The organism is Paraburkholderia sp. Cy-641, from assembly GCF_011752945.1.
GTDB lineage: Bacteria > Pseudomonadota > Gammaproteobacteria > Burkholderiales > Burkholderiaceae > Paraburkholderia.
On record NZ_VWWM01000001.1, the window covers coordinates 242,516 to 262,382 of the forward strand.

The 19,867-nt window shown below is 63.3% G+C and carries 13 protein-coding genes and 1 pseudogene; 11 read left to right on the plus strand and 3 right to left on the minus strand.

Annotated elements, in window-relative coordinates:
• Positions 1 to 46: 46 nt before the first annotated feature.
• Positions 47 to 5,563 carry an AAA family ATPase gene (locus F3J20_RS01070; RefSeq protein WP_345889824.1) on the minus strand — a complete coding sequence of 1,839 codons (5,517 nt, stop codon included), beginning with the start codon at positions 5,561 to 5,563 and terminating at the stop codon, positions 47 to 49.
• Between the two features lie 104 nt (positions 5,564 to 5,667).
• Positions 5,668 to 6,345 (minus strand): response regulator, encoded by a 678-nt coding sequence (locus F3J20_RS01075; protein WP_345889825.1) that lies wholly within the window; start codon positions 6,343 to 6,345, stop codon positions 5,668 to 5,670.
• Between the two features lie 409 nt (positions 6,346 to 6,754).
• On the opposite strand from F3J20_RS01075, the gene F3J20_RS01080 reads away from it, so the two are divergent.
• The 4 genes and pseudogenes from F3J20_RS01080 (at position 6,755) to F3J20_RS01090 (ending at position 9,624) form a co-directional block, all read left to right on the plus strand.
• Entirely contained in the window at positions 6,755 to 7,132 is a 378-nt protein-coding gene (locus F3J20_RS01080; RefSeq protein ID WP_167037686.1) for a response regulator, read from the plus strand.
• 220 nt (positions 7,133 to 7,352) lie between these two features.
• A pseudogene (locus F3J20_RS31950) lies at positions 7,353 to 7,529 on the plus strand (LysR family transcriptional regulator); the annotation flags it as partial.
• A 48-nt stretch (positions 7,530 to 7,577) separates the two neighbouring features.
• A complete protein-coding gene (locus F3J20_RS01085; RefSeq protein WP_240158721.1) occupies positions 7,578 to 8,339 on the plus strand; it encodes a LysR substrate-binding domain-containing protein in 762 nt (253 codons plus the stop codon).
• Positions 8,340 to 8,511: 172 nt separating this feature from the next.
• Positions 8,512 to 9,624, plus strand: coding sequence for a nitronate monooxygenase (locus F3J20_RS01090; protein WP_167037692.1), 1,113 nt, complete (start codon positions 8,512 to 8,514; stop codon positions 9,622 to 9,624).
• Between the two features lie 145 nt (positions 9,625 to 9,769).
• Here F3J20_RS01090 and F3J20_RS01095 read toward each other — a convergent pair whose 3' ends face one another.
• On the minus strand, positions 9,770 to 10,195 hold the full coding sequence (locus F3J20_RS01095) for an organic hydroperoxide resistance protein (RefSeq protein WP_167281448.1): 426 nt from the start codon (positions 10,193 to 10,195) through the stop codon (positions 9,770 to 9,772).
• Between the two features lie 490 nt (positions 10,196 to 10,685).
• Here F3J20_RS01095 and F3J20_RS01100 point away from each other — a divergent pair, with 490 nt between their 5' ends.
• The 7 genes from F3J20_RS01100 (at position 10,686) to F3J20_RS01130 (ending at position 19,863) form a co-directional block, all read left to right on the plus strand.
• Positions 10,686 to 12,248 (plus strand): DHA2 family efflux MFS transporter permease subunit, encoded by a 1,563-nt coding sequence (locus F3J20_RS01100; protein ID WP_167037695.1) that lies wholly within the window; start codon positions 10,686 to 10,688, stop codon positions 12,246 to 12,248.
• A gap of 17 nt (positions 12,249 to 12,265) precedes the next feature.
• Positions 12,266 to 13,780 (plus strand): efflux transporter outer membrane subunit, encoded by a 1,515-nt coding sequence (locus tag F3J20_RS01105; RefSeq protein WP_167281450.1) that lies wholly within the window; start codon positions 12,266 to 12,268, stop codon positions 13,778 to 13,780.
• A gap of 34 nt (positions 13,781 to 13,814) precedes the next feature.
• Positions 13,815 to 15,056, plus strand: a complete 1,242-nt coding sequence (locus F3J20_RS01110) for an HlyD family efflux transporter periplasmic adaptor subunit (RefSeq protein ID WP_167281452.1) — start codon at positions 13,815 to 13,817, stop codon at positions 15,054 to 15,056.
• 329 nt (positions 15,057 to 15,385) lie between these two features.
• Complete coding sequence (locus tag F3J20_RS01115; protein WP_167037705.1) at positions 15,386 to 16,351, plus strand: LysR family transcriptional regulator; 966 nt, start codon at positions 15,386 to 15,388, stop codon at positions 16,349 to 16,351.
• 353 nt (positions 16,352 to 16,704) lie between these two features.
• Positions 16,705 to 17,259: a cytochrome b/b6 domain-containing protein gene (locus tag F3J20_RS01120; RefSeq protein ID WP_167037708.1), complete on the plus strand. Its 555-nt coding sequence runs from the start codon at positions 16,705 to 16,707 to the stop codon at positions 17,257 to 17,259.
• A gap of 4 nt (positions 17,260 to 17,263) precedes the next feature.
• Entirely contained in the window at positions 17,264 to 18,196 is a 933-nt protein-coding gene (locus F3J20_RS01125) for a nitronate monooxygenase (RefSeq protein ID WP_345889826.1), read from the plus strand.
• Positions 18,197 to 18,351: 155 nt separating this feature from the next.
• Positions 18,352 to 19,863 carry a CoA-acylating methylmalonate-semialdehyde dehydrogenase gene (locus tag F3J20_RS01130; RefSeq protein WP_167281453.1) on the plus strand — a complete coding sequence of 504 codons (1,512 nt, stop codon included), beginning with the start codon at positions 18,352 to 18,354 and terminating at the stop codon, positions 19,861 to 19,863.
• The last annotated feature ends 4 nt before the right edge of the window (positions 19,864 to 19,867 follow it).

The following is a 19,867-nucleotide window of genomic DNA, read 5'->3' on the forward strand; positions in this document are numbered from 1 at the left end:
GCTTCGGCGCGAGGCGTTGAAGCCTTGTGTTACGCGGTGGCGCGCTTTACGGCTCGACGCTCGGCAGCACGAATCTGAACACGGCGCCATGGGGCGTACCCGTGCTGACCGAAAGCACGCCCTCGTGCGCCTCGACGATCGATCGGCAGATCGACAGCCCCATGCCGAGACCCTGCGCCTTCGTCGTGTAGAACGCATCGAAGACGTGTTCGATCTCCACGGCGGCGATGCCCGGCCCCGAATCCCGTACCGTCACCAGCACGCGATTCGACCAGAGCCGGGCCGTGCTGATGCCCAGCTCGCGCGGCGTCCAGTTCGCCGCACTCATTGCTTCGATGGCGTTAACGATCAGATTGAGCATGACCTGCTGCAACTGCACGCGGTCGCCGTGGACGGGCGGCAGGCCGTCGGCCAGCGTCGCCGAAACCGCCACGCCGCTTTTGGCCGCCTCGCCGCGTGTCAGGTCGATCATCTCGCGAATCGTCTCGTTGATATTCACGCAGCCCTTGCGCAGCGGCGCTTTTCTGATGAGCGCGCGAATCCGCTCGACGATGGCGCCGGCTCGCATTCCCGCGCTGACGATGCCATCGAGCGATTCCCTGATCTCGTCCAGGTTGGGCGGCCGCGCGTCGAGCCAGTTCAGCGCCGCGGCCGCCTCGGTCAGCGCTGCGGTAATCGGCTGCTGGACGTCGTGGGCGATCGAGGCCGTGAGTTGCCCCATCGTCGCGGCGCGGTTCGCGTGCGCGAGTTCCACATGGGCTTCCAGATAGCGCCGCTCGTGCTCGCGTGCCTGGGCTTCCGCGCGTTTGTGCTCGGTCAGGTCGAGCACGAAACCGACGCGTTCGTTGCAGTTCGATTCGAACGCCGCGACACCGATCAGCACCGACGCGCGGCTGCCGCCCCGGCACGACAGCTCTTTCTCGAAGGGCTGCAACGCGCCGGTCAGGGTGAGTTCCTGGGTTCTCTGCTGCTCGATCTCGAACCATTCGGACGAGGTCAGTTCCGGCCACCGCACGCGTCCGGAGACGAGGTCGTCGCGGTCGTATCCGACGATGCGCAGGAACGCGTCGTTGGTTTCGAGAATATGCCCTTCGGTGTCCCAGATCAGGATGCCGACGATATTGGCGTCGACGAGACGCCGGATGCGCGCTTCGCGTTCCGCCAGCACCTGGTACAGACGCGCGTTTTCCAGCGTGATCGCGGCCTGCGAGGCCAGCAGCTTCAAGATCGCGATGCGTCCCGGCACGAACACGCGTGCGGCCAGATTGTTCTCCAGGTACAGCGCGCCCGTCAGCTTGGTCTGGTTGATGAGCGGCAGACACAGCACGGAGCGGACCCGTTGTCCGGCCACATAGGGATCGGCCGCAAACGGCGGCTCGCCGAGGGCGTCGTCGAGGATCACGCTCTCGCGCGTGCGCAGCACGTACTGGAGCACGCTTTCCGGCAGCATGGCCGCGCTGGCCGGCTCGTCGCACAGCCGTACGTCGACGGTATCGCCGGCGGTGATCGCGAGTGCCGCGACGCGTTGTTCGCCGTCGCGCGCGAGCGTGAGCAGGCAGCGCTCGGCGCCGGCGTGTTCGAGCGCCATGCGCATCAGTTTGTCGAGCAGCTTCGCCAGTTCGAACTCGCCCGACACGGCCTGGGATATGCCGGTCACGGTGGCGAGATCGAGCTGCTCGACGGCCGTCTCGATCGTTCTCGGTGCGGCGGGCGCCGCTTCATTGCTTCTCAACTGCGGATATATCTGTTCGAGCTGGCGCACCTTGCCGTCGGCGCCCCAGCGCAGATAGCCATCGCGTGCGTGGCGTATGAACACCAGTGCAAACGCTTCGAGACCGCACGTCGCATAAAAGCTCGCGGCCAGTTCGCAGGCGAGCGCTTCGAGATGCACGAAGCCGTTCTCGCGCGCCGTGCGGATCGCCTGATCGTAGAGCCGTTCGGCATCGTGTTCGTGCCCATCCAGGCGGGCGATTTCCGCGCCGACGAGCGCCATGCGGCTCGCGAAATTCTGCGGACAGTGCTCCGACCATTTCGCGAGTTGACTGTGGTGTCCGGAAAGAGCCAATACGTGTTGCCGCCGCTCGTCGGCCGTGGCGCAATCGCAGGCGGCGGCCCGGGACAGTGCCGCGTAAAGATGATATTCGGCGAGCTCGAAGCTGAGCGGCAAACCCCAGAGCAGCCGTTGCGCCTGCCGGGATGCTTCGAGGGCGCCTTGATGATCGCGGCCGAAGAAACGTGCCTGCATCTTGCGAATCCAGTAGAAGCATTCGGGCGTTGCCCACCCCGAATGCTTCGACCATTGGCGTTCGAGATCGCGTTCGTCGAATTGCCCGTCGTCGAGCACACCGAACTTCGGCGTTACGCCGAGTAGCGTGCGCACCAGCTGAAGCTGGGTGGCGATGATGTCGACCACGAGGCCATACTGCGTTTTTTGCACCCGCGCGAGACCACGCTCCGCTTCGTGTCGCACGTCGGTGAGTGGATCGCCCGCGGCGAGCAGGTTGGTAATCAGCAGATGGTGCGAGTGAGCGCCGTAAAGAGCGTCGTAGTTCCGGTTCGCCGCCTCGGCCCCGAGGCGCGCCAGCTCGCGGCCCGTTGTGACGTGCTGCGTCCACGGCATGAGGTTGTTTGCGCAGAGCACGCGGGTGCCTACCTCGAAGCGTTGCAGGCCGCGCTGTTCGACAAGGTCGCAGCCGATCGTGCCGAAGCGCAAGGCGGTCCGGTAATCGCCGAAGCGCGCGCCCGCGGCGATGCCGAGCAGCACGTACGCGTAGCACGAGGCGTCGCCGTGGCCGGACTCGAGACTCAGTGCGATCGCACGGCAGGCAATCAGCACGAACAGGTTCAGCGAGCGGGGCGACTGGAAGGCCGGCGGACCGAGTCCGATCAGAACGTCGAGCGTCGCGAGCGCGTCGGGATCACGCATCAGTGGCAGCGCGACGAGTGCCTCGTTCGTGCGTGCGCCGATACACGACCGGACCCGTTCATATTCGCGTTGCGCGGCCTCGTCCGACGGGTAGCGCGGCCAGTCGATGCCGAGTCCGCGCAGATAGTCGAGCCCGACGGCGATGGCGCGTTCATCCTGGTCTCCCAGCGCATGATGCAGGTCGATGCTCAGGCGCGTTACGGCTGCGCGTTCGACGTTCGTGGCCGCGTGTGTGGCGAGCGCGTCGAGGCGCGCTTGCGCATGCGCCGTGGCGCCGGTGAGGAACTCGCACTCGGCGCGCTGGAGTTCGAGCGGGAAGCGCAGCGGGCACCGTGGCTCCCAGCCTGTGTCGGTGAGCAGCGACGCGCCGGCGCTCAGATAGGCGAGGGCGGATGCATAAGCTGTCGACGCTCGCGCGCGCTGGCCCGCGGCCAGATTGAGCGCGGCAAGCTGCGTGCGCTCTTCTTGCGAGTCGATTAGCGCGGCGCCGCGGTTGAACTGGCCAACGATGTCGAAAATCACCTCGGCCTGCTGTCCAGCGGTCGTATGCGCCGCGAGGCGCCGTCCTATCCGCAGATGCGTTCGGGCGCGCAATGCGGCGGGAATCAGCGAATAAGCGGCTTCCTGGATGCGGTCGTGCGTGAACCGGTAGACGCCCGCGCGCAGCTCGATCAGTTCACGGCATACCGCCGGCCATAGCAGGCTGTGAAGCTTGTTTTCGGCACGGCCGAGCACGACGGTCAGCATCGAAACGTGGCAGCGATTGCCGACACAGGCCAACTGCCGCAGCGCGTGCCGGGTCCGCGCCGGCAGGCGGGCGAGCTTGCCGGTCATCAGGTCCGCCACGTTGTCGGTGTAGCCCGTGGCGCAGATGCGCTCGATGTCCCATGACCAGCGCGCGGCGCGATGATCGAAGCTGAGCAGTTTCTCCTCTGACAGCGCGTATAAAAACTGGCTGACGAAAAACGGATTGCCGCCCGTTTTCGTGTGCACGAGCTGCGCCAGAGGCGCGGCGTGAGCGGGCTCGCAACGCATGGTATCGGCCAGCAGCCGGGCAAGATGGCCGCGGGTGAGCGGCGCGAGCCTGATCTCGTCGAGCGCGGCGCCGGCGTTTTTCATTGCTTCGAGCTTGTGCGCGAGCGGATGGCCGGCATCGACTTCATTGTCCCGGTAGGCGCCGACCAGCAGAAGATGCCGAAGGTTCGAGCGGAGCAGCAGATGTTCGAGCACATCGAGTGTCGCCGCGTCGAGCCATTGCAGATCGTCGAGAAAGAGCACGAGAGGATGCTCGGGCCGCGCGAATACGCCGATAAAGCGCTCGAACACGCTCTGGAAGCGGCCCTGCGCCTGCCGCGGCGGCAGTTCGGGCACGGCTGGCGGTTCGCCGATGACGAGCGCGAGTTCCGGTACCAGGTCGACCATCAGGCGCGCGTCCGGTCCGAGTGCTTGCAGCATCGCGTTGCGCCAGTCGCCCAGTTCGGCTTCGCGCTGGCTCAGCAGCGGCCGTACGAGCTTCTGGAACGCCTGCGCGAGCGTCGCATACGGTATGTCGCGCTTGTATTGATCGAATTTTCCCGTGGCGAAAAGCGCGCGCTGCGGAACCAGCGTCTTGCTCAACTCGTTGACGACCGACGATTTGCCGACGCCCGCGTGGCCTATCACGAGCACCAGCGCCGGCTTACCGGCTCTGGCACCCTGCTCGAATGCGCCGACGAGCGCCTCGATCTCGCGTGCTCTTCCATACAGCTTGTCGGGGATCGCCAGGCGGTCGGGCACGTCCTGTTGGCCGGGCGGGAAATCGTCGATGCAGCCTTGCGTTTCCCATTGATGCAGACAGCGGCGCAGGTCGCGTTCAACGCCGTTCGCCGTCTGGTAGCGCTCTTCGGGCGTCTTGGCGAGCAGCTTCATGACGATGCGCGAGACCGGCTCGGGAACGTGCGGCGCCCGTTCGCTGGGCGCTACGGGTTGGCGTGCGATATGGCGGTGAATCCATTCCATCGCATCGGATGCCACGAACGGCAGTGCGCCCGTGGCGAGCAGATAAAGCGTGACGCCGACGGCGTAAAGATCGCTGCGTGCATCGACGGGACGGTTCATTCGCCCGGTCTGCTCGGGCGCCAGGTAGGCGAGTGTGCCGGTGACGAACTCGGGTGGCTCCAGCGGCAGCTTCTGTCGCGGCAGCCACGCGGCAATGCCGAGCCCGGTGAACTTCGTTGCGCCGCTCGTGGGATCGACCAGGATATGAGCCGGCTTGATGTCTTTGTGAATCAGCCCGCTCGCGTGCAGTTTCGCCAGCGCGGCGGCAATGCCGATCGCCGTGCGCAGGAAATCCGCCAGGGGCAACGGCAGACTCGCGCATTCCAGCGGCTCGTGGCCACCATCCTCGAGGATCAGGCAAGGCTGGCCGCGTTCCTGTACGAGCCGCAACGGGCGCGCTGCGGCAGCCGGATCGAGCACATCCCGGAGTGCGTATTCATGCGCGAAGCGATCCTGCAAGCCGGGTGCCGGCGACCCGGCAGCGGGCCGCACGACGAGCACGGGTCGGCACGCACCGTCGTCGTCCATGTGCCATTCGCGGCTGAATACCCGCCCGCCATCTTCCCAGGCGATGCGCGACCCATCCGATGCGGAACTCACTTGGCTGTCATCCACCGTAGACCTGCCGGCTCAGCCTGGCGGGCGGGCTCGGGCTGATTCGTGCAACGCGACAAGATAAGGCGGGGCGCTCGACGGCCGGCATGCTACGGCCCGATCGCCGATCCCCGCGGCTCGATGCCCAGCAAGCGGACCTTGCAGACCAGGTCCACCGCCGAACGCGCGGACAACTTCTGCATCGCCTGGCGCCGATGCTTTTTGACGGTGACTTCGCTGACGCGGATTATCGACGCGATCTGCTTGTTCAGCAAACCCGTGAGAACGAGCTCCACCACTTCACGTTCGCGCGGCGTAAGACTGTCATAAGCTGCGCGCAGCGGACCGAGTGCCTGCTCGGCCGAGATCCTGTCCCGATCCTTCGCGAGCGCGTGCGACACGGCATCGAGCAGGTCCTGATCGCGGTACGGCTTGGAGAGGAAGTCCGTTGCGCCAGCCTTCATCGCCCTCACGGTCATTTCGATATCGCCGTGAGCGGTGATGACCACGACGGGCATGTGCATCCCTCTGTCGTTCATCGCGGCCTGGAACTCCAGGCCGTTTTCTCCGCGCAGCCTGACATCGAGAATCATGCAGCTCGGCACACTCGGGGGCGAGCACGCGAGAAAGTCCCGACACGTAGCGAATGTCCTGGCGGAAAGCCCGACCGATCGGAACAGATTGCTGAGCGCACGGCGGATGGATTCGTCGTCGTCGATCACGTAGACGATCGGGTCCGGCGCGCTTGATATGGCAGTGGCGGATTCGTGCGAATACATGTTGAACATGCCTCTTCGAAGACGTCAGGCTCTGAGCGACATCGACCGCGGCTGACACGTCGGCATGACCCGGCGAACGGGTCGGCACGAAGCGCCGCGGCTGTCCTTATGAAAATAGGGCGGAGCGACATGATCGGTGACGGTCGCCGAGCAAGCTGCGAATGCATTGTGAACGCATTGTAATACGCTCCCCATTCGCGCGTGCCGGAACGATGCGTGCAAATAGGGAGCTTGGGCGGCAGGGCTTGCCGGTTCGAGTTCATCGGCGCGCCACATGCCGAACCTGGACGCATACCTGACGCACACCGGGGGATACTTTCGTAGCCTTTCCATTCGTCGCGGTGCGAGTTAGGTTTTGAATTGCGCCGGCGAGTCTAAGAAGTCAGACCGGGCCACCTACTTTGCAGGCAGCGATCGCATGGGCACGCAAACGAATCCGACTATTGCCATCGTGGACGACGACAGGGACGTCAGAAAAGCGCTGCGGAGCTTTCTGCGCGCAAGAGGGCGCAGCGTGCACGAGTTCGCTTCGGCAATCGAACTGCTCCAGTCGAACCGGCTCGGCGAGATCGCCTGCCTGATTACGGACGTCAGGATGCCGGGCCTGAGCGGAACGGAGTTGCACGAGCGGCTCATTGCCCTCGGTTATGTCATCCCCACCATTTTCATTACGGCGTTCCCGACCTGCAGCGTCGAGGCGATGCTCAATAGCGCAGGGGTCGTCGCTGTCTACAGCAAGCCCGTTGATCCAGGCGCCTTGTCCAATCTGCTGGCGACCATTCTCGATGTGCCTTGAGGCGGCCTTACGGTATCCGAAAGTATCCCCCCGCATCAGGCTAAGGTGTCATACCGCGTGGACGGCAAGCCGCCTACCATGCTGACAACGAACGGCAACCAGTTGGCGAAGGCCGGAGGGATGCTCAGGCATCGAGCCGAAACGCGGCGGACGGCATGCGGGCACGCTGAACGCCTGAGCGTAGTGCGAGCGAAGCAAGCCTCGAGATAGGAGGACGGTGATGGATCAGTTCAACAAATTCAGAGCGTTCGTTCTGGTCGCGGAAAAACAAAGCTTCAGCAAGGCGGCTCAGTCGCTCGGTGTGACGACCGGGGCCGTGTCGAGGATCATCCTGAGGCTTGAAAGGGACGTACATCTACGACTTTTCCATCGTACGACGCGCTCGGTGATCCTCACGGAGGAGGCGCGGCCTTACTACGAAACGTGCTGCCGCATGCTGGAGGAAATGGATGAGGCCAATCGGCGTATCACGAACGCGCGGGAAGCGGATTCTGGCAGGCTGAACCTCGTCGTGCATCCGGGGCTCGCGAGTTCGACGCTGTCGCGGCTCGTAACGAGCTACCGCGATATGTCGCCTAACGTGAGTCTGACCGTTGCCGTGCAAAATAGCGCGGTCAATCTCTCCGCCGGTCGTATCGACATGGCTATCTTCCCGTCGCACCTTATCGAGCAGCCGACCGTTATCCGGAGAACCCTGTCGATTTCTCCGGGGATGCTCGTGGCCTCGCCCGGGTATCTCGACAAATACGGCGCACCCGAGCGCGCGTGCGGCCTCGAGAAACGCTTTCTGCTGCTCAACGTGGCGTCGTCCCGACTCGGCGGCCACGCGATCCGGTTGCTCGAAGACGGCAAGCGCATCAAGATTCCGGCGAGCTCTTCGATGACCGGCGACGAGCAGTATCTGCGCGCAGCCGCGCTTGCCGGCGCGGGAATCGCCGTGCTGCCCGAGATGATGGTTCAGGACGACCTCAAGTCGGGATGCCTCGTGCCGGTCCTGCCGCACTGTTCGGTGCTGGATAGCGAAGTGGACATCTGCCTGTTTTACGCGCATCGCGACATGCTTTCCGCGCGCCTGCGGACCTTCGTGAACTTCTGCATCGAGTTTTTCCGTGTGGAAAGCGCCGTGAGCAGCGAAGGGCTGGTTGCGCCGATTGCGCCGATCGCACGACCCAATCCGCGCGAGCAGCCGATACTGGCCGCGGCATGACGGCGTGCTGCGCTGCATTCGCTCATTCGACGTTGCAACGATATAGTTTCCATGATGTAAAGAGTATTGTTCTCGCGATCGGGTTGACGGCTGCCTGCGCGAAAATGAACATGGTGATCAGGCTCCGGCGCGATGCTTCATCCGTACGCAATCGTTTTGAACAGGAAGACAAATGAGCAGCGATACTGACAATCGGGTATTAAATCGGGCATTACTGCCTTTGCTGGGAATCAGCAAGCCGATCGTGCAGGCGCCGATGGCCGGCGTAAGCACGCCCGCGCTCGCCGCGGCCGTGTCGAACGCGGGCGGGCTCGGCTCGCTGGGCGTCGGTGCGATGAATGCCGAGGGCGCGCGCAAGGCGATCAGGCAGACGCGTGAGCTGACCGACAAACCGTTCAACGTCAACGTATTCTGCCATCAGCCGGCACAGGCCGACCCCGAGCGCGAGCGCGTATGGCTGAACTGGCTTGCGCCGCAGTTCGAGAAGTACGGCGCGACGGCACCCGCATCGCTCGCGGAGATTTACACGAGCTTTGTCGAAGACGCCGCAATGCTTGAGGTCTTTCTCGAAGAGAAACCGGCCGTGGTCAGTTTCCACTTTGGCTTGCCGTCTTCGGACGTCATCGGCGAATTGAAGGGGGCGGGCATCAGGCTGCTTGGCGCGGCAACGAATCTGAACGAAGGCGCACAGGTCGCCGCATCGGGTGTCGATGCGATCGTCGCGCAAGGTATCGAGGCGGGCGGGCATCGGGGCGTCTTCGATCCCGACGCCTTGGACGATCAACTGGGCACGGTCGCGCTGACCCGGCTTCTGGTCAGGAACGTTCCGCTGCCGGTCATCGCTTCGGGCGGCATTATCGATGGAGCGGGGATTGCCGCCGTGCTTGCGCTGGGCGCGCAGGCGGCCCTGCTCGGTACGGCCTTCGTGGCCTGCCCCGAAACCTCGATCGACGACGGCTATCGGCGTACGCTGCTCAGCGATGCCGCACGCCGCACGACCTTGACCAGGGCGATTTCCGGACGTGTTGCGAGAAGCATGGTGAATCGCTTCACGGAACTGGGCAGTGACCCGGGCGCGCCGCGTGCTCCCGATTACCCGATCGCCTATGATGCCGGTAAGGCGTTGCACGCCGCCGCAAAGGCGCAGGGCGAATTCGGCTTTGGCGCGCAATGGGCCGGGCAGGCGGCCGCGCTGGCGCGCTCGCTGCCGGCCGCCGAACTGTTCGCGCAACTGGAGCGCGAGATGAAGGAAACCATCGCGCAACTGCAACGGTTTGGCGGCTAGTGAGCGAGGCGGGTATCGCGACGGCGCGCGGTGGCTTATGTGGCGACTCATGTGGCAACTTCTGCCGCGATTCATGCTTCGGCCCATGAAAAATGCTGGCTCCCGCATTTGCGGGTAGCCAGCCTGTTCCCGCAAGACTGGCGCGTCAGACGAGCGTGAGTGTCACATCGATGTTGTTGCGGGTGGCGTTCGAATACGGGCAAACGGCGTGCGCTTTCTCGATCAGCCGACGCGCCTGTTCTCGCGCCATGCCAGGCAACGACACCTTCAGCTCGACCTCGATGCCGAAGCCGTTCGGAATCAGACCCACGCCGACGCTGGCGCTGATCGAGACGTCGGCGGGAATGGCAATCCTGTCGCGTTGACCCACGAATCGTATCGCGCCGATAAAGCACGCGCTGTAGCCCGCGGCGAACAGCTGTTCCGGATTCGTTCCTTCTCCCCCCTTGCCGCCGAGTTCCTTCGGCATGCTCAGTTTGAGGTTCAAGCCGCCTTCGGGAACCACCGCGCGTCCGTCGCGGCCTCCCGTGGCAGTGGCATGGGCGGTATAGAGCACGGTATCGAGCGGCATCGCAAGCTCCTGGTGTCAAGGTTGTCCAACGGTTGTGCGGCCCGGGTCGCGAACGGTGCCGACTTCGAAGCGACTGCGTGGACCGGCTCGCGCATTGCAGGTGCGAGCGAGTCCTCACGTATTTCGGGCAGCAAGATCAGGCTGGCTTTGCGAGCACAGGTTACACACGATCGGCACGCACTGGAATCAGCCTGAGATGAACAAGTATTGATACTTGCCGTCAATAATTCGACCGGTGTATTTCAAGTAATCTACGTTCTGTCCGGAGCGGATCGATAAGCGCTGATGCAGTGATCCGTTTCAGGAAAGGGGTCAATGTCCATTCCCTTTGCAAGACAGTCAGCGAGCGGATGATCTCAATGCAGGAACCGTGAATGCGATGCGGCTCTCCGCCATTCACTGAGGAATGCGTAGTGATTGTCGTGTTAATCGGGAAACGGCGATTCGCGTCGACGGACAGGTGCTTCGAATCACGACTGGAGAACACAGCATGAATTCCCCGACCGCCCCGGGCGCGCCGGTGCGCCTGACCGGCGCAAGGTTCGCACTCGGTACATTCGCCGTGGCGCTCGCCACGTTCATGAACGTACTCGATTCGTCGATCGCGAATGTCGCGATTCCTACGCTGTCAGGCAACCTCGGCGTGTCGGTCGACGAGGGAACATGGGTCATCACACTGTTTGCGGCGGCCAATGCCGTGTCGATTCCGCTGACCGGCTGGCTCACGCAACGCATCGGTCAGGTCAAGCTGTTCGTCGGGGCCATCCTGCTGTTCGTACTGGCGTCGGCGGCGTGTGGGCTGGCGCCGAACCTGTTGACGCTGCTGGTTGCACGGGTGGTGCAGGGCGCGGTGGCGGGGCCCCTGGTGCCGTTGTCGCAGGCGTTGCTGCTGGCGTCGTTTCCGAAGGAAAAGAGTTCGAGTGCCTTATCGTTGTGGGCTATGACCGCCACGGTCGGACCGATCGCGGGACCGGCTCTTGGTGGCTGGATCACCGACAGCTATAGCTGGTCGTGGATTTTCTATATCAACGTCCCGGTGGGTCTTTTCGCCGCCGCAGTGATCTGGTCGATCTATAAGGATCGCGAGACACCGACGCGCAAGCTGCCGATCGACAAAGTCGGGCTCATCTCGCTGATCGCGTGGGTCGCGTCGCTGCAGATCATGCTCGACAAGGGTAAGGATCTCGACTGGTTCAACTCGCCGGTGATCTGGATTCTCTCGATCGTCGCGTTGGTCAGCTTTCTGTTCTTCATCATCTGGGAGCTTACCGAGGAGAAGCCGATCGTCGATTTGCGGCTCTTTGCCGAACGCAATTTCCTCGGTGGGACCATCGCCATTTCGGTGGCCTATGCGATCTTCTTCTCGAATCTGGTAATCCTGCCGCAATGGATTCAGGGGTCGCTCGGCTATCGCGCCGTGGACGCGGGACTCGTAACGGCTCCGCTGGGCATCTTCGCCGTGATCATGGCGCCCGTACTGGGCAAGATCATGCCGCGCTCCGACATGCGGGTGCTTGCAACGATGGCCTTCATCGGATTCGCGGGCGTGTTCTTCATGCGTTCGCGCTATACGACCGGCGTCGACCCCTACACGCTGGTGCTGCCGACGCTGCTGCAGGGCATCCCGACCGCGCTGTTCTTCACGCCGCTCACGGCCATCATCCTGTCGGGGCTGCCGGCCGAGAAGATTCCGGCGGCGGCGGGCCTGTCCAATTTCGTGCGCATTTTCGCCGGCGCGGTGGGCACCTCGCTGCTGAGCAACGGCTGGAACGACCGGACGATTCTCCATCATGCGCGGCTCACGGAGCAAACGAGCGTGGACAACCCGATCTTCGGCGAAGCCATCGCTCATCTGGAGACGACGCTTAATGCCAGCACGCCCAAAGCGCTGGCCTTTTACGAAGCTTCGCTCAACGCGCAAGCCACGATGCTTGGCCTGAACGACATCTTCTGGATCTCGGCCGTGATCTTTATCCTCATCATCCCGTTGATCTGGGTAACGAAACCGGCGAGAGGCGCGGGGGCGGGTGCCGCCGCTGCCGGTGGTCACTGAACCCCGAGGAGCGTGACATGAGCCATTTCTCAATCCGGCACGTCGCTATCGGCGCAAGGGTGTCGAAGCTGGGCGTATCGGTACTTTTAGCGGCGATGCTGTCGGCGTGTGTCAACTATGCGGGCATCCATAGCGACAAGCAGATTGCCCGGCCGGAACAGTTCGAGACGGCGAGCAGTCTGCCGGCCGAACAGGGTCGCTGGCCGGCTGCCGATTGGGCAGACCAGTTCGGCGATGCCCAGTTGAAAGCGCTGATTGCCGAAGCACTGCAAGGCAACCCGTCGATCGACGAGGCCCGCGCGCGGGTCGTCGAGGCGCAGGCTTATAGCCAGAGCGCGAAGGCGGGCACGTTGCCGCGGGTCGACGCGGACTACTCGCTGACCCGTCAGGAATTCAGCGGCAGCACGGTGATTCCGCCGCCGTATCGAGGCGGATGGCAAACCGAAAACAAGGGTTTGCTGAGCGCTTCGTACGACCTCGATCTATGGGGTAAGAACCGCGAGGCATTCAAAGCCGCCGTGTCGCAACAGCGAGCAAGCGAGGCCGACGACGAAATGGTCAAGCTCACGCTGAGCACCGCGATCGCACGTACCTACAACGATCTCGCTCGCCTCTATGCATTGCGCGATATCGCGCAAAGGGAAGTCGAGCATCGTGAGCAGATCGACCGCATCACGGCAGCCCGTATTGCGACGGGCCTCGATACGGAAGTGGAGCGCAAGACCGCGCAGGCGAATCTGACTTCGAGCCGCGGCAGTCTCGCCGCGCTCGACGGCAACATTCTGACGACACGTTATCAACTGGCCGCGCTGATGGGCCGAGGGCCGGACCGCGGGCAGGCAATTGCGCGGCCGGCTCTCGGCGCCGGCGACGCAGTGCGCCTGCCGGACAACCTGCCCGCCGATCTGTTGAGCCGGCGCCCGGACATCGTCGCGGCACGCTGGCGCGTCGATGCGATCACGCACGAGGTGAAAGAGACGAAGGCCGAGTTCTATCCGGACATCAATCTGAGCGCGGCGATCGGCTTCGACGCGTTCGGCTTCGGCGAATTTCTCAATGCCCAGAGCCGGACGATTTCGGTGGGGCCGGCGATCCATCTGCCGATCTTCGACGCGGGAGCACTGCGCGCGAAGTTGCGAGGCCGTTACGCCGAGTTCGACTACGCGGTGGCAGCCTATAACCAGACGCTGATTCATGCGCTTTCGGACGTCGCCACGCAGCTTGCGCAAATCCGTTCGAGCGACGCGCAACTGGTCGAGGCCGAGGCCACGCGGCAATCTGCCGAGGACGCCGACAAGCTCGCGATTACCCAGTACAAGGTCGGTCTTACCAACCAGTTGACCGTGCTCAATGCCGACGTTACGGCACTGAATGCCGAACAGTCCGTCGCCGATCTGAAGATGAGCCGCCGCGACCGGCAGATCGAACTGGCCGCGGCATTGGGGGGCGGCTATATCGACACATCCGCCGACGCCGTGCGCAGCGAGGATATGACCGCCGGGCCGACCGAGGCCGCCATCGCCAGGCATTGAACGACACGTACGGAAATCCGTAGGGAGAAAAGAAATGAGCGAAACCGTCACGCCCAGGAGCGAGTCCGCCGATCACGGCGGCGATGACACCGGCGGCGCGCAAGCGCCCGCCGCCCGCAACAGCGGGAACGCCACGCCGCCGAGCCGCCGCAAACTGCTTGTCCTGCTCGCGGCGGCAGTCGTGATAGCGGGAGCCGCCTATGCTGCGTACTACTACACGGATGGCCGCTATCACGAATCCACCGACGACGCCTATGTCAGCGGCAATCTCGTGCAATTGACGCCGCAGGTCTCGGGCACGGTCATCGCCGTCAATGCCGACGACACGCAGATCGTGAAGGCGGGCGATCCGGTGGTCACGCTGGACCCAGCCGATGCCAGGATCGCGCTCGGGAATGCGGAAGCGGCGCTTGGTCAGACCGTGCGCCGCGTGAGCGGCCTGTACGTGAACAACGACTTCTATGCGGCGAACGTGGCGCAACGCGAATCCGACCTTGCGCGTGCCAACGACGATCTGCGTCGGCGCATGGCCGTCGCGAACACGGGCGCTGTTTCCGCCGAGGACATCGCCCATGCCCGGGATACCGTGAATGTCGCGCAGGCCGCGCTCGACGCGGCGCGTCAGCAGGCCGAAGCGAATCGCGCGCTGACCGATCGCACGACGCTCGAACAGCATCCCGACGTGCAGGCCGCCGCATCGAAAGTGCGGGACGCGTGGCTCGCCTACGCGCGCGATACGCTGCCGGCGCCGGTGACGGGCTATGTGGCGCAGCGTCACGTTCAGGTCGGCCAGCGTGTGTCGCCGGGCACGCCGTTGATGGCGGTAGTGCCGCTCGACGGCGTGTGGGTGGACGCGAACTTCAAGGAGGTCCAGCTCAGGCGCATGCGTATCGGCCAGCCTGTCACGCTGAGTGCCGACGTTTACGGTTCGAGCGTCAAGTATCACGGGCGGATCGAAGGCTTTTCTGCGGGCACGGGCAGTGCCTTCGCCACGCTGCCGGCGCAGAACGCAACGGGCAACTGGATCAAGATCGTGCAGCGTCTGCCGGTTCGCATCGAGCTCGACCCGCGCGAACTCGACGCGCATCCGCTGCGTATCGGCCTGTCGATGGACGTCGATGCCGATACGCACGACGATTCCGGCAAGGAACTGGCCGCCGCGCATAACACGACCTATAGCACGGATGTTTTCGAGCAGTACGGCTCGCAGGCCAATGACGAGATTGCGAAAATCATCAGTCAGAACGCGATCGCTTCCCGCTCCCCGCATCGGTGAAATACTGGGTGGTGTCGATGTGACGGGCGGTGCGTTTGAGCGCCGCGTCGCGAGTGCGGATCTCGGCCCGCCATCATGAACTACGTGAGTCACGTGAACCACGTGGCCCGCCCAATTGGCCGTCTTCGAGAAGATCGTGCCCTGCTTGAGCCTTTCTTCTTCGAGAAGAAACGGCTTTCTCCTGTCAGCCCGCCTCTGCCTTTTCCTCGCCGCTAATGAAGCTAGCGATCTCTTCTTCGGGAGTCGCTACGGCAAAACGGCTATATTTCTGCAACGCTGCCCAAACAATGGGGGTGACCAAATTTGTCTAGTCACATAAGGGAACGACTATGCAGCGGCAATTCGACGACGTTCTGCTCGGCAGCATCGAGCTGTTTTGCCTCGCGGCCGAAGCAGGTAGCTTTACCGCCGCCGCCAACGCGGCGGGGGTGACGCCCGCGGCCGTGAGCCGTTCGATCTCGCGTCTGGAAAAGCGCCTCGGCGTACGCCTGTTCGTGCGCTCCACGCGCAGCATCCGCCTGACCGAGGGCGGCAGGGAATACTTCGAGCAGAGCCGTGCCGCTCTCAATCAACTGGTCGAGGCCGAACGCAAGATCATGGGCGAGCAGGCGCAGCCGTCCGGCACCATCCGCATCAGCGCCCCCACGACCTATGGGCACTACCGGCTATTGCCGCTGCTGCCCAGGCTGCAGGAGAAGTTTCCGCTCCTTAAATTCGAAATCCACATAGGCAATCGCAACATCGACTTCCATGAGGAGAACTTCGATGTTGCGATCCGGTTTCGTGGGCAGCCCGACTCGACGCTGGTTTCGCGCCATCTCGAAGACGCGGGGCTGGTGGTCGTCGCGAGTCCCGCCTACTTGCAGCGGGCGGGGCTGCCACGGACGCTGGAGGATCTGGAGCAGCACGAGTGCATCCAGTTCGATCTGCCCAGCAGCGGCCGGCGGATTTCCTGGCTATTCATGGAGAGGGGAGAGGAGCGGGAGGTGCTTTCCGCGAAAGGCCACTACCTGTGCTCCGAAGACGTACTGGCTGGCGTCACGCTGGCGAGAGCCGGTGCGGGATTGTTCCAGACCTATCGCTTCGTCGCCGAGAAGGACCTGGCCGACGGCACGCTGGTTGAAGTTCTTCAGGCATTTGCGGGAAGGTCGCGCCCCATCAGTCTGATGTATCCGCATGGTCGCTTGTTGCCGTCGCGCGTACGGGTATTTGTGGAGTTTCTGATGGAGCAGGCCACGGTGCTGACGAATCGGCGCGCGGTGGGCAAGCCAGGCCGAGGCAGGGCGAAACGATAAAGGCGAAACGATAGCCGGGAACTGGTCGGGGTTTGGGTTTGGTGCGGGACCGTCGCGGCTGGAGAAGAGGCCAGCCAGTCAAATCTTATTTGTCGACCGGGTCAACAATGATGATGATTCATGTCGGCGATCCGAGGTGTCCCTGGTGCCACGAATAGGGAAAGGCGCTACGCTGCTGACCGAATACTCTGATTTGCAACTCGACATGACAGCGGGCGAGCTGTCTCGTGGGGCTCTCTGATTCATCAAAACAGATCGTGTCTGTTTGCAGCCGCGCGTCCGCTCATGGGGAGTCGATCTGATCGGTCGTAAGTCGTGCCCCCTATTGGCCGAAACAAACCGGGAGACAGAGCATGCAATTGCGGGACAATGGTCTTCGCTTTTCTTCTGTCACGATCGCACTGCACTGGATCGTCGCGATCCTGCTATTTTCGATCATCGGAATGGCGATCGTTATTTCCCGGACAGGAGATCACGCGCAACGAATGCACCTGGAGCCGTGGCAGAACCTTCTCGCCACCGTGCTGTTTCTGATCTCGATCTATCGACTGTGGGCGCGTCTGTCGTCCTTTCATCCGCTGCCGGTCGGCACGCCGAATCCGGTCGAAGTGATGGTCAGCCGTTCTGTGGCGGTTGCCCTGGCGTTGGCGATGGTGCTGCTACCTATCGCCGGCTGGCTCGAGAAGTCGGCCGCCGGAGAGGTTGTTGCGTTGCCGGGAGGGTATGTCATGCCTGCTCTTATCGAGCCTGGCCCGCAGGTGCAGCATGTCGTGGTCTTCCTGTTCAGATTGGGCGCAACCGCGTTTCTTCTCGGATTGGCGCTGCATATGTTTGGCGCGCTCAAAAATCATTTCGTTTTGAAGAATGACGCACTAAAGCGGATGCTTGGCAAACACGTGGAGCTTTGACGCCGTGAACCCGATCGAACCGCAGTTTGGCGAGCACACGGTCGAGCGCCTGTGCGGCGTGCGGTATCCTGTCTTTCTGGCCGGCATGGCCGCGCTTTCGGGGCCAGGTCTCGTCGGCGCGGTGTGTAATGCCGGCGGCATGGGAATTCTCGGTGGGTTGAGGCTGCCGCCGCTGGCGCTGCGCAAATGGATTGAGCAAACCCGGGAACTGACGGACCGGCCCTTCGGCGTGAATCTCGTTCCGCAATTCGGTGGGCCAGCCGTATTCGAGGCCCAGTTTCAGATTCTTCTCGAACAGAGGCCGAAGCTCCTGTCGCTGTTCTACGCCGAAGCCTGTGCCGCCAATATCATTCCTCGCGCCAAAGAGGCCGGCATGGTCGTCATGGTCCAGGTGGGCACGGTCGAACTCGCGCGTAAGGCAATAGCATGCGGCGCGGACATCATCACGGCGCAAGGCAGTGAAAGTGGCGGACACATGAACCGCGGCACGATCGGCTTGACGGCATTGTTGCCCGCTATCCGCGAGATCGCGCAGGGGCGGCACGTGCTGGCGGCGGGCGGCATTACGACGCGAGACGACGTACGGGTGGCGATGGCACTCGGCGCATCGGGCGTGCTCGTCGGCACGGCGTTCGTTGCGACAGAGGAATCGATTGCGCATCCGCTCTATAAGCAGAGGATCGTCGAAGCCACGGTGGACGACACGGAATACCGGACCGGATATTCGTACGGCTGGACCTACGGCACGCCGCACCGTGTGATTCCGAACCGGGACAAGTGGAACCTGCTGCGCTTCATGGGCGGTGGCGCGCGTGCAATCGATCAGCCGCGCCTTGCGCGCAAACTGTCGCTCTACGCAGGGCAGGGTGTGGGAAAGATCACGCGTATCGTGCCCGCGGCCGAGCGGGTAGCGGAGCTTGTCGCCGGATTCGCATGATTGTCGAGCGAGACGCCGTTGAATTGCACGTCCGATGCCTGAATCAGGATTCTTTCCACAAGTGAACAATTGTGTTTAGCGTTCCGTGACTTTCGCGTGGCATTTCTGTCTCTTAGACTCGATTCATCGCCAATCGTCGTAAAGGAAAACTGAAGATGAAAGCATTCGAGGACAGCACCGATGTCGGCCATTTCATTCAGGGAGAACGTGTGCGTGGCAGCGCTTCGCGCACGCAGCCTGTCTTCAATCCGGCGACGGGCACCAAAGCGCGTACGTTGCTGCTTGGCGAATCCGCCGATGTCGAAGCCGCGGTCGCGAGTGCGAAGGCCGCATTCCCCAACTGGAGCAACACGCCGCCGATCCGCCGTGCGCGTGTGCTGTTGCGCTTTCTCGAACTGATGAACCGGCACCTTGACGATCTCGCAGCGATCATCACCGCCGAGCATGGCAAAGTGTTCTCGGACGCGCAAGGCGAGGTCGCCCGCGGTATCGACGTGATCGAATTTGCCTGCGGCATTCCGCAGTTGCTCAAGGGCAACTACACCGAGCAGGTCTCCACCGGCATGGACAATTGGACCGTACGCCAGCCGCTCGGCGTCGTGGCGGGCATCACGCCGTTCAACTTCCCCTGCATGGTGCCGTGCTGGATGTTTCCGATCGCGATCGCAGCCGGCAACTGCTTCATCCTGAAGCCGAGCGAACGTGATCCGTCCGCGTCGTTGTTCATGGCCGGGCTGCTGAAGGAAGCGGGTCTGCCGGACGGCGTGTTCAACGTGGTGCAGGGTGACAAGACGGTCGTCGACGCGCTGCTCGCGCATCCGGCGGTCAAGGCCGTGAGCTTTGTCGGGTCCACGCCGATCGCGAACTACATCTACGAGACCGGTGCGAAGCGCGGCAAGCGTGTGCAGGCGCTCGGCGGCGCGAAGAACCACATGGTCGTGATGCCGGATGCCGATCTCGACAAGGCGGTCGATGCTCTGATCGGCGCTGCGTACGGGTCGGCCGGTGAGCGCTGCATGGCCGTTTCTGTCGCGGTGCTGGTTGGCGACGTGGCCGACAGGATCATTGCGCGAGTCGTCCAGCGTGCGCGCAGCCTGATCGTCAAGAACGGCATGGAGCACGATGCGCAAATGGGACCGGTGGTGACGCGCCAGGCGCTGGAGCGCATCGAGGGATACATCGAGCTTGGCGTGAAGGAGGGCGCTCAGCTCGTGGTCGATGGCCGCGGCCTGAAAGTGCCGGGCCATGAAAACGGCTTCTTCACGGGTGGCACGCTGTTCGATCACGTGACCCCCGAGATGCGTATCTACAAGGAAGAAATCTTCGGCCCGGTTCTCTCATGTGTACGTGTCAAGGATTTCGCGGAAGCCGTCGATCTGATCAACGCACATGAACTCGGTAACGGCGTGTCATGCTTTACGCGCGACGGCCATATTGCCCGCGAATTCGGGCGCCGCATCGAGATCGGCATGGTCGGCATCAACGTGCCGATTCCGGTTCCGATGGCGTGGCATGGTTTCGGTGGCTGGAAGCGCAGTCTGTTCGGCGATGCACATGCGTATGGCGAGGAAGGTGTGCGCTTCTATACGAAGCAGAAGTCGATCATGCAGCGCTGGCCGGAAAGCATCGAGAAGGGCGCGGAATTCGCGATGCCGACGGCGAAGTGACCTT